The following is a 15,771-nucleotide window of genomic DNA, read 5'->3' on the forward strand; positions in this document are numbered from 1 at the left end:
GGCGGAGCGGCCGATTAGGGGTCACTGCACGAATTGCGCAAAACTGCACGCTAAGCGGCCAGGGTGATGAACGGGGCGCGAACATCGCGGAGTGGCCGGAGGCCGCCGGGCGGCGGCAAGGCGGCCGACCAATCGTAGTCGCCGGTGAGCGAGATGTGCTCCCATCCGAGTGGCGCGACGTGGGCCAGCATCTCATCGGGCACCGTGACCATGGCGGCGCGCAGCCGCTTCACGGCGAGGTCGAGGTACATGGTATTCCAGTGGATGATGGCCGCAGTGAGAAGGCTGAGGCCGGAGGCGCGGAAGCTCTGGTTCTCGAAGGTGCGGTCGCGGAACTCGCCCTGGCGGTGAAAGAACACGGCGCGGCGCAGGGCGTTGCTGGCTTCTCCCTTGTTCAGCCCAGCGTGGCTGCGCTGGCGAAGTGCCGGGTCGGACAGCCAGCGCAGCACGAACAACGTCCTCTCGATGCGGCCGATGGCGCGCAGCGCGCGCGACAGGGCGTTGCCGGCACCCGCGGCGGCGAGCCGGCGCAGGATGGCCGAGGGAGCCACGGCGCCGGCCTCGATCGAGGCCTTGACGCGGAGGAGTTCGGCCCAGCCCTGTACGATGGCCGCTGTATTGACCGGATCGCCGAGCAGCGGCTCGAGGAGCGGGTAGCGGCCCGGCTTCTCGACCGCGTATAGCTTGCGCTCGCGCAGGTCGCGGATGCGCGGCGCGAAGGAGTAGCCGAGCAGGTGGCACAGGCCGAACACGTGATCGGTGGCGCCCGCGGTGTCGGTATAGTGCTCGGCGATGCGGATACTTGTGCGGTGCGCGTCCGGGTGCAGCCCGTCGAGGACGTAGGGGGCCTCGCCGGCGGTCGCTGCGATGACGCGGCTGAACATTGGCGCGTAGCGGCCGGAGTGGTGGGTGTAGAGCACCACACCCGGGTCGATGCCATACTTGGCATTGACATCTCCGCCCGGGCCGGCGCGGCCACCGGCGCGGAAATACTGGCCGTCCGAGGAGGCGTCGGTGCCGTCGCCCCAGACCGCTGCAATTGGGTGCTGGTGCTGCGCCTCGACAACGACGGCACGCGCGGCGGCGTAGTTGTCCTCGTTGATGTGCCACTGCGCCAAGTTGACGAGGTGGTGGTAGGTCAGGCCACGGGTCGCGTCGGCCATGCGCGAGAGGCCAAGGTTGGTGCCGTCCGCCAGCACCGCGGCGAGCAAGGCGGGCAAGTCGGCGGCCGGCCTGCCGGTGCGAAAGTGGGTGAAGCAGGCGGCGAAGCCGGTCGTACGCTCGACGTCGGCCATCACCTCGGTCACCCGCACGCGGGGCAGCATGCCGTAGAGGCGATCAGCCCAGAGGCGGGCCTCGTCCGGGACAGCGGGCTTGGCTCTAGCGATGGTGAGTCCGCCCTCCTCGATCTCGACACCGTCGAGCGCACCGCGGGCGGCGAGGTCTGCAACCTCGGTCAGGCGCTCATGCAGCAGGGCAGACCGGGCGGCGACGTAGCGCTCGGGATCGGCCTCCCCGTCGATGGCGGACGTAACGGCGGCGGCCGCCGCTGGCAGCAGGTAGCCCTCGAAGGCCTGGTGATTGCGGGTGCCGGCGACCCAAATATCGGCGCCGCGGAGGCGGTCGCGGAGGATCGCCAGCACCGCCGTTTCGTAGAGCCGTCGGTCCGGCGTCTCCCCCGCGAAGATCAGCTTCCGCCACCGCGGCGGCAGGAACGTCGACGGCGGCCTAGGCGGCAGCGCGCGGGTACCGTCACGGTCCAGGACCTTGATGATCTCGATAGCGGCGAGCAGCGGGTCCTGCGGGATGCTTGACCGGAACTCGAAGGCTGCGAGGAAGCGTGGCACGAAGCGCCGCAGAACCGCGTAGCGCTCGGCGACGGTGACGAGGATCTCCGGCTCCGCGACGCCGGCCGCCGCGTCGATCACCGGCAGCGCGTCGGCGAGCCGGGCCATGCCGACCTCCCGCTCGACCGCGGCCACACCCTCCTCGCCGACCTCGCGGGCCTGCTGCAGCGCCGCGATGGTGCGGCGGAACAGGAGGAGCGTGCGGGAGACATCGCGTCTGGTAGCCTCGAAGCGCCGGTCGTCACGGTTGCGGGCCTTGGTGAACAGCAGGCCTGTGTACTTGCCGAACATGGCGAGGGTGGCATCGGCGAGGCGCGTGCGCAGCTCGGCCACGCCCGCGACCAGCAGCGCCGCCCGGCGCGTCGGCTCCAGGTCGGCGAGGTGCTGCGCCGTGATGATGCCGCCCTCTTCCACCAGCCGGGCCAGCCGCGCCGGGTGGATGCGCCCCGTCCGCCCGGCGCCGACACCGAGGGCGCGTACCCATTCCAGTCGGTCGAGCAGTGCCAGGATGTTGGTCGGCCCGGGCGCCTGCGGCGCGTCGCGCAGCCAGACGAGGCGGGACCGGCCGCGCAGCGCCGGGTCAGGTTTCAGCACCGCGTCGAGGGCGGCCCGCTCAGCGTTGCCGATGCCCTGGGTGAGCCGAGCGAGGGCGAGGCGCCGGGCGCGCGCCCGCGCGGCGAGGCCGATCCGCTCCAGAACCGCCGCACCCGGTACGACAACGCCCTCCCGGCGCAGGTGGACCAGCATCGCCGCGACGATCGCTTCGCCGCGGTCGGTGGCCCAGGCCGCCTCGGCGCCGACCCGGAGGCAGCCGCGCCAGTCGGCCAGGCGGAAGCTCCGCAAGCGCAGCGCGACCTGCAGCTCGGCGCCGTGCTCCCTGCGGGTCTGGTCGCGCTCGGCGTAGTCGGCGAAGGCGACGGGCGGCACACCGAGCTGCTCCGCGACGAAGGCGAGCATCGGTGCGGGCGGGTGCGCGCCTGGCCCGAGCGCCGCACCGGGGTGGCGCAGCAGGCAGAGCTGAACGGCGAAGCCAAGGCGGTTGGCGGCGCGGCGCCGGGCGTGGATGAGGGCGAGGTCTTCCTCGTCCAGGGCGTAATGCCTGGCCATCTCGGCGCGGTCGGTCGGGATGCCGAACAGGCGCGAGCGTGCTTCGGCGGACAGCAGGGTGCGGCGGGACATGGCGTCGGCTCCGGAAGGCTACCGCGGAGGCGTGGTGTCACACAATCGTGCTGCGGGAGGGTTGGGAGCGCACTGACCTAGTGACGTGTTGTGTGACGGGTTCTTGGTACCAGCAAGCGACGTCCGGCGTTGTTGCGCATTCGGCCGTTTGCGGAGTGGAGGACTGTCGTGCTGATTGGCTATATGCGGGTGAGCAAGGCGGATGGCAGCCAGGCGTTGGACCTGCAGCGCGATGCCCTGCTCGCCGCCGGGGTGGACCCGGCACGGCTGTACGAGGACCACGCCTCGGGCAAACGCGACGACCGGCCCGGATTGGAGGCGTGCCTGAAGAGCCTGCGCTCCGGCGACACCCTGGTCGCCTGGAAGCTCGACCGGCTCGGGCGCGACCTCCGTCACCTCATCAACCTGGCGCATGGGCTGACCGGGCGCGGCGTGGGGCTCCGCGTCCTCGCCGGCGAGGGGGCGACCATCGACACCACCACCCCGAACGGCCGGCTGATGTTCGGCGTCTTCGCGGCGCTGGCCGAGTTCGAGCGCGAGCTGATCGTCGAGCGGACGAAGGCCGGCCTTGCCTCGGCGCGCGCGCGAGGCCGTCACGGAGGGCGACCGTACAAGATGACGCCGGCCAAGCTGCGTCTCGCCCAGACCGCCATGGGCCAGCGGGAGACCGGAGTGGGGGCGCTGTGCGCCGAGCTGGGCATCACCCGGCAGACGCTCTATCGCCACGTCGATCCCCAGGGCCGGCTCCGGCCCGACGGCGAGAAGCTGCTCCGCCACCGGCACGCGGGCCGGGAACAAGGATTGCCGGCCGGCGCACCAAGGCCGGATACCGGTGACCGGCATGTCTGATCGCGAGCAAATGGTTCTGCGGCAGCGGGTGCTCGCCAATTTTGGCGAGCTCGCGCTGCGGAGCGAGAGCCTCGAAGAAGTTCTGACCGAGGCTTGTCGCCTGGTGAGCGAGGCGCTTGGGACGAGGCACGCCAAGGTCCTAGAGATCGAGCCCGGCGGCCGGTCGCTCATCATGCGAGCCGGCATCGGCTGGGATCCCGGCATCGTCGGGAAGCTGCGCCTGGAAATGCGCGACCATTCTTCCGAAACCTACTCGATCAGGGCCGGCAAGCCCGTCATCACCCGCGACATCCGCCATGAGGAGCGGTTCGAGGTACCGCCGTTCCTGAAGGACGCCGGCGTGGTCGCGCTGGCGAATGTGCCGATCTTCCTGCCGGGTGGGCGTCCCTACGGCCTGCTGCAGGTGGACAGCCGCGAGCCGCGCGACTTCAGCGAGGAGGATACGGAGTTCCTGCGCACCTACGCTGCGATCCTCGGCCCTGTCATCGACCGTCTGCACAAGGTCACTCGGCTGCAGACGACGGAGGAACGGTTCCGCCTTATCGTCGAGAACGCGCGCGACTACGCGATCCTCGTCACCGACGCGGAGGACCGCATTACCGACTGGACGCCCGGGGCGGAGGCCGTCTTCGGCTGGACCGCGGAGGAGGCGATCGGGCAGCCCAGCAGTCTCATTTTTACCCCGGAGGACCGGACAGGCAGAGTGGATGTGGACGAGGCCGAGACGGCACGCCGTGAAGGCGTCGCGCCGAATCGGCGTTGGCATCTCCGCAAGGATGGCAGCCAGGTGTTCATCGACGGCAGCGTCACCGCGCTGCGCGGCGAGCGGGGCGAGCTGCGCGGCTTCCTCAAGATCGGCCAGGACGTCACCGAGCGCCGCCGGACCGAGGAGGCGCTGCGCGAAAGCGAGGCGCGGTTCCGCCATATGGCCGACAGTGCACCGGCACTGATCTGGATGACCGACGCGGACGGGGCGATCACCTTCGCCAACATGCACTACGACCATGTGTTCGGCCGGCCGGCATCGGAAATTCTGGGCCGCGGGTGGGAGCAAATCATCCTGCCCGAGGATCTCGACGGGCACGACGCCGCTTTCCTCGCGGCGTTCCACGCGCGGGCGCCCTTCAAGGCGGAAACCCGGATGCGCGACCGGGAGGGCCGGGTGGTCTGGCTGCGCTGCGAGGGCGTTCCCCGCATGGACGATGCAGGCAGGTTCCTGGGCTACACCGGCTGCAACGTCGACATCACCGAGGCGCGGTTGGCGGCCGAGGAACTGGAGCGCCGCGTCGCCGAACGGACGGCGGAGCTGATGGCGGCCGAGGAGACGCTGCGGCAGGCGCAGAAGATGGAGGCGGTGGGCCAGCTCACGGGCGGCATCGCGCACGACTTCAACAACATGCTCCAGGGTGTCACGGGCGGCCTCGGCATGGCCCGACGCCGGGTCGCCGAGGGTCAGACCGGCGAGGCACTGCGCTACCTCGACGCCGTGCGGGACGCGGCGGAGCGGGCGGCGGGGCTGACGCGGCGGCTGCTTGCCTTCGCGCGGCGGCGGCCATTGGAGCCGAAGCCGGTCGACACGGACGGGCTGGTCTCCGGCCTGGCGGACCTGATCCGCCGCACGGTGGGGCCGGGAATCACGGTGGATCTGCGGCTGCGCGACGGCGCCGGCAGCGTGATGTGCGATCCGAACGAGATGGAGAGCGCATTGCTGAACCTCTGCATCAACGCGCGCGATGCCATGCCGGAGGGCGGACGGCTGACGATTGGCACGGAGGACCTGCGCCTCTCGGCTGCGGACATCCCGGAAGACACGGCCGAACCGGGCCTTTACGTGGCGCTCTCGGTCGTGGATTCCGGGACGGGCATGCCGCCGGAGGTGCTCGAGCGGGTGTTCGAGCCGTTCTTCACCACCAAGCCACAGGGCCAGGGCACCGGGTTGGGTCTGAGCCAGGTCTGGAGCTTCGCGCAGCAGTCCGGCGGGCTGGTACGGGTCGAGAGCGCGCCAGGGCGGGGCACGACGGTGCGCCTCCTCTTGCCGCTGCACGCGCGCGCCGATGCGGCCAGACGACCGGAGACGGTGGCGCCTGAGCGGGAAGGGGTGGGCGAGGTTGGGACGGTGCTCCTGGTCGACGACGAGGACGCGGCACGACAGCCGGCGGCCGACCGGCTGCGCGAACTGGGCCACGCGGTGCTGGAGGCGCGCGATGGACCGGAGGCGCTACTCATTCTGGACACCACCCGTCCGGACCTGCTGGTCACCGACGTCGGGTTGCCGAACGGCATGAACGGGCGGCAGTTGGCCAATGCGGCACGCGAGAGGGTCCCAGGGCTGCCGGTGCTGTTTATCAGCGGCTACGCGGGGACGTCGCTGCCGCTGGGGATCGACATGATCGACAAGCCGTTTGAGCTCGACGTCCTTGCGCGGCGGGTCCGGATGGCCCTCGAAGCAGATCGGCGAACCAGTGCCGATCGACATCGGGGAGCTTAGCGTGCGGTTTTGCACGGGTCGTGCGGTGACCCCATTACGGTCTCTCCGCCACCTCCTTTGCCACGCCGTCCTATTTTCCTCGTTTCAATCTACGCCCTTGGGATGCGGCGTGGCTCTCGACGGAGCCAGGCGTACTCGCTCCCCAACAACAAAACTCGCCGCGGCGCGGCGGGCAAAGGAGGATGCCATGAGTTTCCGAACCCTGATGCAGGCCGGTCCGGCCAAGGCGAATGAGCTGTTCGCCAGGCTCGCCGAAACCTCGGACGGTGCGGTGAAGACCAGGGAAAAGCTCTTCACGGAGCTGAAGTCCGAGCTGGAACTCCATACCAGTCTCGAAGAACAGCACCTGTTCCCGATCTTGAAGCGGAACGCCGAGACGAAGGGGCTCGTCGCCGACGCGATCAAGGACAATAAGGAGCTGCGGGCAAAACTTGCTGAGCTCGAAGTGCTGCCGAAAAACGAGGAAACCTTCCCCGAGCGGCTCAAGGAGCTGCAGAAGACCTTCCGCCAGCATGCCCGCGACGATAAGCGGGAACTCCTGCCGGCGGTGCAGCGCGCACTGAGCGAGGAGCAGGTGCAGGACGTCGCCGAGAAGATGGAAGCCAGCGTCGCCGAGGCCGAGCAGGCCAAGCAAGACGAGGCAGAAGAGCGACGGGCAAAGGTGCGGGAGGAACGCGAGAAGGCCGAGCAGCAGGAAACCGCTGAGCAGGCGCAGAAAGCCGCGGCCGAACGAGCTCACCAGGAAGAGCTGGAACAGAAGAGGGCGAAGGCACGGCAGGAGCGCGAGAAGGCCGAACTCCAGGCAGAGCAAGAAATGAATGCCAAGCGGGCGCAGGCTGAAACAAGGCGCCGCGTCTATGAGGCCACCGAGACGGTCACGCGGACAGCTGCTACAGCCCAGGCGAGTGTCCTCCGGGTTGCCGAGAGCGCTACGGTCGGTGCACAGCGTGTTGGAGCGGAGCTCCGTGGTGCCGCCAACGCCTACACTGATGCAGCGCGGACGATGGCGCCGGACGCCAAGATGGTCGCTTCCCTGCCTAGCATGGCGATCAGCTCCATGACGGAGATCCGCTCGGCGTGGCTGGAGTGGCTGGGCCAGGCGACACAAGCCGGGACACAGATGTCTCAGGAGCTCCTGCAACAGACTGCCGAGCAGCAGCGGCAGCTCGCCGTCACTGCGATGCAGAGCTGGATGGACCACAGCGCACGCGTCCTGCAGATCACCCTGCAGATGACGCAAGAGGGTCTTCGGCCCTTCGCAAGTCGCTTTGCGGCCGACCCTGACGATCATCGAAACGTCCGGTAGCGCATAACCTCGGGTAACCAAACCCGAGAAGGTCACTGAACCGCCGTCTTGGACGAGATCCGAACAGGCGGAGGAACCGGGTCGGACTCGCGAGATATCAATGCGGCCTTCACACTGGTCAGCTTTCTGGTGCTCGTGAGCAAGAGCATGATCCCGCGCTTCCCGCGTGTTAGGTGAGGTGTGCCCCAATCGCGGTTGCCCGCGGGTCAAGTGATCGCGGCGAACGCCTCCACGAGCTTCGTGGGCCCTGACACGATGAGAATGTCGCCTTGCTGGATCGTCGTCTCGGGCTTCGCGTAGGTGAAGTCGGCCCTCGGCCGCTTCACCCCGACGACGGTGACGCCGTACTTGCTGCGCAGGGCGCACTGAGCAAGCGTCCTGCCCTCCGCCTCGCGCGGCGCCATCGTCTTGACGATGGCAAAGCCATCGTCGAACTCGATGAAGTCGATCATCTTGCCAGTCACCAGATGGGCGACGCGCTCGCCCATTGCGGCCTCGGGATAGACCACGTGATGGGCGCCGGTGCGCTCCAGGATGCGCCCGTGCTTCTCACCAAGCGCCTTCGCCCAGATATCCTTCACGCCGAGCTCGCTGAGCGCGAGCACGGTCAGCACGCTCGCCTCGATGTCGGTGCCAATGCCCACAACGGCCCGCTCGAACTCGTGCACACCGAGGCGCCGTAGGGTGTCGCCGTTCGTCGTGTCCGCCTGAACAACATGGGTAAGCCGGTCCGCCCAGGACTGCACAAGCGCGGCGTCCTCGTCGATGCCGAGCACGTCGTGCCCAAGCCGGGCGAGCGATTCGGCGACCGCGCCACCGAACCGGCCGAGCCCGATTACCACGACGCTATCGCTGCGGGGGGAAGGGGTTCTAGCCAACGATGGGGCGCTCCTCCGGATAGCGGTACGGCGTCCGCCTGCTGCGCAGTGCGAGGCCGGTCGCCACGGTGATGGTCCCGACCCGGCCGAGGAACATCAGAGCCACGAGTAGGGCTTGGCCGGCTGGCGGCAGGTCGGCGGTGACCCCGGTCGACAGCCCCACGGTGGCGAAGGCCGAGACGACTTCGAACAACGCGTCGTCCAGGGCGAGGTCGCTGACACTCAAGAGGACGAGGGTTGCCGTCCCGACGAACCCGACAGCCAGCAGGGCGACCGTCAGTGCCTGCCGCTGGACGTCCCTGGAAATACGCCGCCCGAACGAGGTAACATCGGGTTCGCCGCGGATCTCCGCCCAGACCACGAGCCCTAGCACGAGGAAGGTCGTCACCTTGATGCCCCCGGCAGTGCCGGCGCTGCCGGCACCGATCATCATCAGGACGTAGCTGACGGCCAGGGTTTCCGGCCGCATCTGCCCCACGTCGTGCGCATTGAACCCACCCGACCGCGTCATGACGGAGTGGAACGCAGCGCCGAGCAATTTCCCCGCCGGGCCAAGCGGTCCGAGGGTCGCCGGGTTGCTCCACTCGTACGCCAGGACCACTGCCATCCCCCCGGGCAGGAGAAGGCCCGTGCCGAGCAGGGTAATTTTGGTATGCAGCGACCACCGCGCAGCCCGGAGTGCGTTCTGACGCATGTCGTGGAGGACCGGAAAGCCGATCCCGCCTAGAATCACCGCGACCATCACCGGGCCGAGGACGAACAGGTCGCGCGCGAAGCTCGCCAGGCTGTCGGGATAAGTGGAAAAGCCGGCATTGCTGAAGGCGGAGACCGCAAGGAACAGGCCGTTCCAGGCCGCCTCCGTCCAGGGCTCCCCGTAGGCGTAGCGCAGTCGGAGCGCCAGCACCACGGCCGTCACCAGCTCGACGCTGACCGTGACACGCAGGACCAGCCACAACACGCCGACGACGTCGCCGAGCCCCAGGCTGCGGGTTTCCGCCTGCGCGACCAGGCGGGTGCTGAGCCGCAGCCGCCGGGTGACCAGAAGCCCGAGCAAGGTTGCCCCGCTCATGATCCCGAGACCGCCTACCTGGAACAGGGCGAGGATGATTCCCTGCCCAAGGCCGGACCAGTAGGCGGGCGTGTCCTGGACGATCAGCCCGGTAACGCACACCGCCGAGGTCGCGGTGAAGAGCGCCGTTAGGAAGGGGGCCGCGCCTTCTCCGGTGCGAGCGGCGGGCAGCATCAGCAGGCCTGTGCCGAGCGCGATGGCGAGGAGGAAAGCTAACGGGACCAGCCGGGTCGGATGCTGGAGCGTAGGCGGCAACGCAGTCCCCTTCGCTGTCCATGAGGGCAGGCACAGGGCCGCTTCTATTCTGTTATTCGGCTGGGCTCCAGGCGGAGCGGCCTGGATGCGAAGGCCTGGTCAAACTTCAGGCACCATCGCCGGATGTTCTCGTGCGCAACCGTAATGCCCCGCTCGGCCTGGATCAGCTCAATGTCGCGCAGGCTGCGGTTGAACACGTGGTACAGCCACACGGCATGGTGGATGATCTCGGCCGGGAAGCGATGGCCAGGATAGGTGGTGAACTCGGACGTTATCTTAGCAGCTTCGTCCGGCCGCCTCGTCCAGGCTACAGGCCATCAATGTGACAACGCCGTTTGCCGTCTCACCTTGGAAAGATGGTCTAACTCGAGACTAGAAAATAAAGTCGTTCTCGGTGAGGTAGTGAATTCCAACCAGTTCGATCTCGCCACTCGGTCCCGAAGGGAAAGGCGGCGATAGTGGATTCCCGGTGTAGGTAGCGAACTGCACGATTGTACGGTTGTCCTCGATTGTGTGGCGGACCTGCAAAGCAAAGTTGACTTCAAAAGCATCGGTGTCAATGAACTCAGGTGGCAGTGCTCCGCCTCGGCCAGTTGGCCTAGCAAAGCTAAGGTCAATTTTGTCTTCGCCGTCCCGGAAGTCCAGTATAATGTCGCGGTTGCCTGGACCGACCCCTGTGTCGAGGCTGAATCTGAATGAGAAAGGTTCTTGGCCGAAGCCAAAAGCGAACACGTCCGTACCTTCGCCGCCAATGAGCGTGTCCACATCCACACCACCGATCAGCGTATCTTTGCCCGGACCGCCATCCAGCACGTCTTCGTCACCACCTCCATAAACGAGGTCGTCACCCTTTTCTCCGAATAGGCGGTCTGATGCGTCTGCAGAGATAACTTCAGCTGTCGCAGTGGTACTGCCAGCAAAGGCGCCGTAGCCGCGGATTTCGTCATCGCCCGCACCACCGAACACGATATCAGCGCCAAAGCCGGCGGTAACGAAGTCGTCGCCTGCACCAGCGAAGATCAGGTTGTTACCGGGGCTGCCGCCAAACTCGGGTGGTAGCGGGCCCGCATCAAAGGGCCCGTCGGGCTGCCCTATGTTGTCGCCAAAAATCCTGTCATCACCCGCCCTGGCGACGAGGATGTCATTACCCCCTCGTCCTCCAATGAGGTCCGCGCCGTTGCTGCCGAAAAGGACGTCCGGTCCTTCGGTTCCGGTCAAGGGATGGCTGGCATCGGCGTGCAGCGCCGTTTTCTTTGCCATTGCCGCATGCTTTCGTCTTGTTCGTGAGCGACGCGGCTAGCTTGTGTGTCAACAAAAGGCCAACTGAATAGAGCCGAGCCGGGCGCGGGCGAAAGCCTGCACCTGCCGTATTCGGCCGTCCACTCCCAACCACGCGATTGCTCCAATGCCGCCGCTGTTCAGCGCGATCTGCCCGGCGCGCGCCGTCGGCGCCGCGATGATCGTGCCCCACGCCAATACCGAGGCGATGAACCTGCAGCTGCAGGAAATCAGTACGCAGGCTGCCCAGGCGGCGCACGCCGGGACCTATCCGTGGCACCGGGCCGCCTGGACGCGCCGCCGCCGCATGAGCGCCGCTCAATGGCCGTTTTTGACCACCTCTGACCGATCCGAACAGCCCGATCAGACGGCGGCCCTTGATGAAGCGCGCTCGAACGAACTCGAAACCCAGCCTACTTATCAAGTCCTCCCAACCTGGCTCTATGAGAGTCGCGTCGACTCAGATCAGGTTCTTCGCCGAGAGCTCGTTCTTGAGGTAGGCGTAGTAGATCGGCGCAGCGATCACGCCGGGTATGCCGAAGATCGCTTCCATCACCAGCATTGCGAGCAGAAGCTCCCATGCTCGTGCATTGATCTGACCTCCCATCACCCGCGCGTTTACGAAATACTCCAGCTTGTGAATCACGACTAAGAACCCCAGCGAGCCCACGGCCAGAACGGGCGAGACGCTCAGGCTCACAACGACGATCACGGTGTTCGAGATCAGGTTGCCGATGACGGGGAGAAGCCCGGTGATGAAGGTCACCACCACCATGGTCTTGCCGAGAGGGAGCTGGATGCCTATCCAGGGCACGATAACGAGCAGATAAAGCCCCGTCAGAGCGGTATTCAGCGCCGAGATCCGCACCTGGGCGAAGACCACGCTGCGAAAGGCTGCCCCAAGCAGGCGAGCTCTCTCGGTCAGCACGTGCACCAACGGGCCGTGCTCAATGTCCCCAGCCTGGCGGCTGACGGCAATCATTCCGCCGATTATCATACCAAAGAGAACATGGAGCAGAGCTCGCCAGACATCCTGGCCGATGGACCGCAGCTGCCCGGCATGCTCGCGCAACCAAGTGACGACCGCAACCTTTAGCTCGGTCGGTTCCTCCGGGAGGGAGCTGACCGCCCACGCCGGGAGACGAGAGCGGGCGGTCTCGATCACCTCAGCCATTTTTTGGAGGAGAACGGACAGGTTCTCGGACCCGCTCGACAGGAGCGAAATGAGCCCGAGGATGGCGGCCCCGGTTGCGGCAATGACAAGGATGGCAAGCAGAGCCACGACGATGATCTTGCCCGTGCGTCGATGCAAAAACCGGCTGTTGTGGCTCGGCGCGAGCAAATGCACGAGTTGGTAAACTAGCAAGCCAGCGAGCAGCGATGTCAGCAGATGGAACTGCAGGGCACCCAGCAGAGCGAGCCCGGTTAGGACCTGGGTTGCAAGGTGAAGCCGAGGGGTGATGGTCGCCGCCCTCCTAAACGGTATGGGCTTGTCCGGTTGTGGGAGGCGTTCAACAGGATCGAGCATGGGGTCAGCTCTGGTGCTGCACTTGGCCCAACTCTACTAGTGCCTCCAGCAACTCGGTCAACTCGCGCCCAGGTGCCGTGTAGGCGGATCCGTGGGGTTTTGCATGGCCGGCCTATTGCGCAAAGTTGACCTGTTTCTCTCGATTAGGCGTGCCGGCGAGAGCGTACGGCTACCCATCCTTTATCGGTGCTGCTCGACGCCACGGCGCACAAAGGGAGGACTCAGGATGGGCATTATAGCCTGGATTGTGCTCGGGCTTATCGCGGGCTGGATCGCCAGCAAGATCATGCACGGCGAAGGCTCGGGCCTGTTGATGAACCTGGTGCTCGGCGTAGTCGGTGCGTTCGTTGGTGGTCTCCTGATCAGCGTGGTTGGCGGTGTCGGGATTACTGGCTTCAACCTCTGGAGTCTCCTGGTCTCGGTTCTCGGCGCAGTCGTCGTGCTCTGGCTGTACAATGCTTTCCGGTCACGCCGACGGGTTACCTAGGCCGACGCCTGCGACTTGGCCGCCGACAGCGCCAGCGAGACCAAGCAGTCCCAGCAGCAAACGGGAACAGACCTGATGACACCGCTGTCCACTTGGCCCAGGCCGGCTTTAATCACGCTGGGATCCGTCCTGCTAGCGGTGGTCCTTGGCTGGGGCTTCGCTTTCGAGCGGAGCAACCGGCTTAGTAACCGCGAGGAGGCTCTCGCCGCGGCCGAGACGCGGGGGCGTGTAGCGCAACAGCGTGTCGGCGAGGTTGAGGGTACGCTGACAACGGAGCGCAGGGCCGCGGGCGATCTCGCCGCATTGCAGCAGCGGATCGCTGGCGCTCAGGAACAAGCAACTGCGGCTGAGGCGCGAGCGACTGAGCTAAGGACCAGTGCCGAGGCGGCCGAGCGGCAGCTGGCCGATTTCCGTCAGCAGACGGCAGCTGAGGAGCAGCGGCTTCAGGCACTGCGCGGCGAGGTGGGTGAAGCCGAGCGCGCCCTCGACGCGCGACGGGCGGCGCTGGAGGAGGCAGGCAGTCGTGTGGCGGCGGCCAACCGGATGGCCGAGGAAGCCGCTGCTCGCGTGCGCGGCCTGGAAGCACGCTCGACCGAACTGACCGGCGCTGTCGGTGGCGCCGAGCAGAGGCTACAGGCGCTCCTCGGTGACGCACGGGTTGCTGAGGGCGAACTCGCCGCCCGTCGCGCGGCGCTAGAAGAGGCCTCGGCACGGCTGACACAGGCCGCGACCGCCGCAGAGGAAGCCACCGGTCGCGTGCGGGGCCTGGAGGCACGCTCGACCGAGTTGGCCGGGACCGTTGCCGGGACCGAGAGCCAGGTGGTGCAACTCCGTGAGGCGACCGGGGCTGCCGAAACTGTACTCGCCGAGCGTCGCGCCGGGCTTGAGCGGGCCCAGGCCGAGCTGTTGCGATTGAGCACCGCCCGCGATCAGGCGTCGGAGGCTGTCCGGGGACTTGAGGGCCGCAGCGCTGAGGCCGGCAATGCCATCCGGGCTGCGGAGCAGCGCCTTGCCGACCTCGGGCAACAGGCAGCGGCCGAGGAGCAGCGCCTGCAAGCGCTGCGCGGTCAGGCGGGGCAGGTGCAGCAGTCGCTGGCGGAGCGGCAGCAGGCCATCCCGGCGACGGAGCAGCGCTTACAGGCGCTGCGCCGTGAGATAGGCGCTGCCGAGGGTGAGATTGCCGCACGGCGCGCGGCGCTGGAAGAGGCGGGCACCCGAGCCAAGGGCCTTGAGGCGCAGGCAACGCAGTTGACGCAGGCGGCGGAAACAGCGCGCCAGAGCTTGATGCAGTTTCAGCAGCAGGAGCAGACGCTACGAGGGCAGCTTGAGAGCCAGCGCCAGGAACTGGCCGAGCTGCGCGCGCAGGCCTCGCGCGAGCGCACCGCCCCGCCAGTACCAGGTTTGAGCCCGGCGCCACCGCCGCTCAACGGAGCCGGAGGTCAGCAGATCCGCTGACGTGAAGAGCCCCGCTCGTGCCGGCTCGGTGCCGCGTGCGCGCTATGGCGGACTGCATGCGGCGGGTTGGAGGGGAGGGCGTGGACCGCTGCTACCGAACCGGGCTGATGACGGGGCGTTGGGGTGGCTAATCGGAGGAGACGACTTCTTTGTCACCTCTGAAGTTTCCTGTCAGGCAGCATGGGGCGGTCCATCCCTGGCAGGTATCGAGCCGCACCGCTCCGCGGCGACACACCCAGGACCTGCGGGGGCCAGGGCCGATCCGCCCACCCTGCAACGCTCTCACCGCTGCCCTTGCCAGGAATGCACCCATGTCCACGCCTGTGGACAAAACGACCAATATCGTCCCGGAAGAGAACACGGTTTCCAGCGAAACCGGCTTCAGCGGACCCCGCCCGCGCCCGCGAGACAAGTCGCCCGAGCACGCCTACAACATGGAAGTGGGCGAACAGGCAGCCATTGTCGGCCCGAATAACAAGGGTGGCGGGGCTCCGGTGAATATCCGGGTCAAGGGCGCTGCCGGCGACGCGCCGGGCCAGCCGGATGAGCTGGTCGAGCCTGACGCCGGCGTGACTGAAGAGACGAAGCGCAAGTCGACCGGCCGCGGCAAGGCCGACGCCGGAGGTATGCCGGAAGCCTGAGGCCCGGAGCCACGGTCGGAAGGACTGTAAGCGTGGCATCGAGGTAAGATGCTGGAAGCGTCGCATGGCCAGTCGCGGCCCGCGCTGCCGGCTATGCCCACCAAGGCCCTCGCGCCGGCGACGCTCGCGGTCACCGGCGCTGACTGGGCCGATTCTTCGGCGTAATGCCGCGGGCGCGGTGTCGTGGCGTTGCCGACCGCGCCGGTGACCGTGGCCGCCGATGGTGGTCTGGGGCGTATCGACGGTGGGGGGCTGATGGTGCTGTTCTCCCGGCTCCCCGCCTGATGTCAGGTGAAGTAGAGCACTCGCGCCTGGGGCAAGTGGCGGGCCACGCTTGCTTCCAGGCCCACGCGCAAGTCAGCCATCAGCGCCTTGGGGAAGACGGTACCCATCCGGCCAAGGCCGCGGTTGGTGCGGGCCGGGGTTTTGGCGACGCTCACCGCTTCTGATCGAGGCTGAGTTCCTTGAGGCTTTCGATGCCGCGGTCGGTGAACCCGAGCGTGACACGGTC

General features: G+C 67.4%; 12 protein-coding genes. 6 read left to right on the forward strand and 6 right to left on the reverse strand.

Annotated elements, in window-relative coordinates:
- Positions 1-50: 50 nt before the first annotated feature.
- Complete coding sequence (locus ACFQS7_RS28250) at positions 51-3,026, reverse strand: Tn3 family transposase (protein WP_380070495.1); 2,976 nt, start codon at positions 3,024-3,026, stop codon at positions 51-53.
- A 168-nt stretch (positions 3,027-3,194) separates the two neighbouring features.
- Between ACFQS7_RS28250 and ACFQS7_RS28255 the strand changes: the two genes are divergently transcribed.
- The 3 genes from ACFQS7_RS28255 (at position 3,195) to ACFQS7_RS28265 (ending at position 7,669) form a co-directional block, all read left to right on the forward strand.
- Positions 3,195-3,875 carry a recombinase family protein gene (locus ACFQS7_RS28255; protein ID WP_380070496.1) on the forward strand — a complete coding sequence of 227 codons (681 nt, stop codon included), beginning with the start codon at positions 3,195-3,197 and terminating at the stop codon, positions 3,873-3,875.
- Entirely contained in the window at positions 3,868-6,363 is a 2,496-nt protein-coding gene (locus ACFQS7_RS28260) for a PAS domain S-box protein (protein ID WP_380070497.1), read from the forward strand. Before ACFQS7_RS28255 ends, ACFQS7_RS28260 begins: the two co-directional genes overlap by 8 nt.
- Positions 6,364-6,550: 187 nt before the next feature.
- On the forward strand, positions 6,551-7,669 hold the full coding sequence (locus ACFQS7_RS28265; protein WP_380070498.1) for a hemerythrin domain-containing protein: 1,119 nt from the start codon (positions 6,551-6,553) through the stop codon (positions 7,667-7,669).
- A 206-nt stretch (positions 7,670-7,875) separates the two neighbouring features.
- Here the strand turns inward: ACFQS7_RS28265 and ACFQS7_RS28270 are convergent, their stop codons facing one another.
- The 4 genes from ACFQS7_RS28270 to ACFQS7_RS28285 all read right to left on the reverse strand — a co-directional run bounded on the left by ACFQS7_RS28270 (position 7,876) and on the right by ACFQS7_RS28285 (position 12,677).
- On the reverse strand, positions 7,876-8,511 hold the full coding sequence (locus ACFQS7_RS28270) for a potassium channel family protein (RefSeq protein WP_380070499.1): 636 nt from the start codon (positions 8,509-8,511) through the stop codon (positions 7,876-7,878).
- 28 nt (positions 8,512-8,539) lie between these two features.
- Positions 8,540-9,871 (reverse strand): TrkH family potassium uptake protein, encoded by a 1,332-nt coding sequence (locus ACFQS7_RS28275; protein ID WP_380070500.1) that lies wholly within the window; start codon positions 9,869-9,871, stop codon positions 8,540-8,542.
- A 372-nt stretch (positions 9,872-10,243) separates the two neighbouring features.
- A complete protein-coding gene (locus ACFQS7_RS28280; RefSeq protein ID WP_380070501.1) occupies positions 10,244-11,131 on the reverse strand; it encodes a calcium-binding protein in 888 nt (295 codons plus the stop codon).
- Positions 11,132-11,609: 478 nt separating this feature from the next.
- Positions 11,610-12,677 carry an AI-2E family transporter gene (locus tag ACFQS7_RS28285; protein WP_380070502.1) on the reverse strand — a complete coding sequence of 356 codons (1,068 nt, stop codon included), beginning with the start codon at positions 12,675-12,677 and terminating at the stop codon, positions 11,610-11,612.
- A 226-nt stretch (positions 12,678-12,903) separates the two neighbouring features.
- Between ACFQS7_RS28285 and ACFQS7_RS28290 the strand changes: the two genes are divergently transcribed.
- From ACFQS7_RS28290 to ACFQS7_RS28300, 3 genes are all read left to right on the forward strand, one after another.
- Positions 12,904-13,164 (forward strand): GlsB/YeaQ/YmgE family stress response membrane protein, encoded by a 261-nt coding sequence (locus ACFQS7_RS28290; protein WP_380070503.1) that lies wholly within the window; start codon positions 12,904-12,906, stop codon positions 13,162-13,164.
- Positions 13,165-13,179: 15 nt separating this feature from the next.
- Positions 13,180-14,619 carry a hypothetical protein gene (locus ACFQS7_RS28295; protein ID WP_380070504.1) on the forward strand — a complete coding sequence of 480 codons (1,440 nt, stop codon included), beginning with the start codon at positions 13,180-13,182 and terminating at the stop codon, positions 14,617-14,619.
- A 311-nt stretch (positions 14,620-14,930) separates the two neighbouring features.
- Positions 14,931-15,260, forward strand: a complete 330-nt coding sequence (locus ACFQS7_RS28300) for a hypothetical protein (protein WP_380070505.1) — start codon at positions 14,931-14,933, stop codon at positions 15,258-15,260.
- Positions 15,261-15,547: 287 nt separating this feature from the next.
- Here the strand turns inward: ACFQS7_RS28300 and ACFQS7_RS28305 are convergent, their stop codons facing one another.
- A complete protein-coding gene (locus ACFQS7_RS28305; protein WP_380070506.1) occupies positions 15,548-15,700 on the reverse strand; it encodes a hypothetical protein in 153 nt (50 codons plus the stop codon).
- Positions 15,701-15,771: the final 71 nt, after the last annotated feature.

The sequence above is a fragment of the Dankookia sp. GCM10030260 genome (assembly GCF_042666655.1).
In the GTDB taxonomy this organism is placed as follows: domain Bacteria; phylum Pseudomonadota; class Alphaproteobacteria; order Acetobacterales; family Acetobacteraceae; genus Paracraurococcus.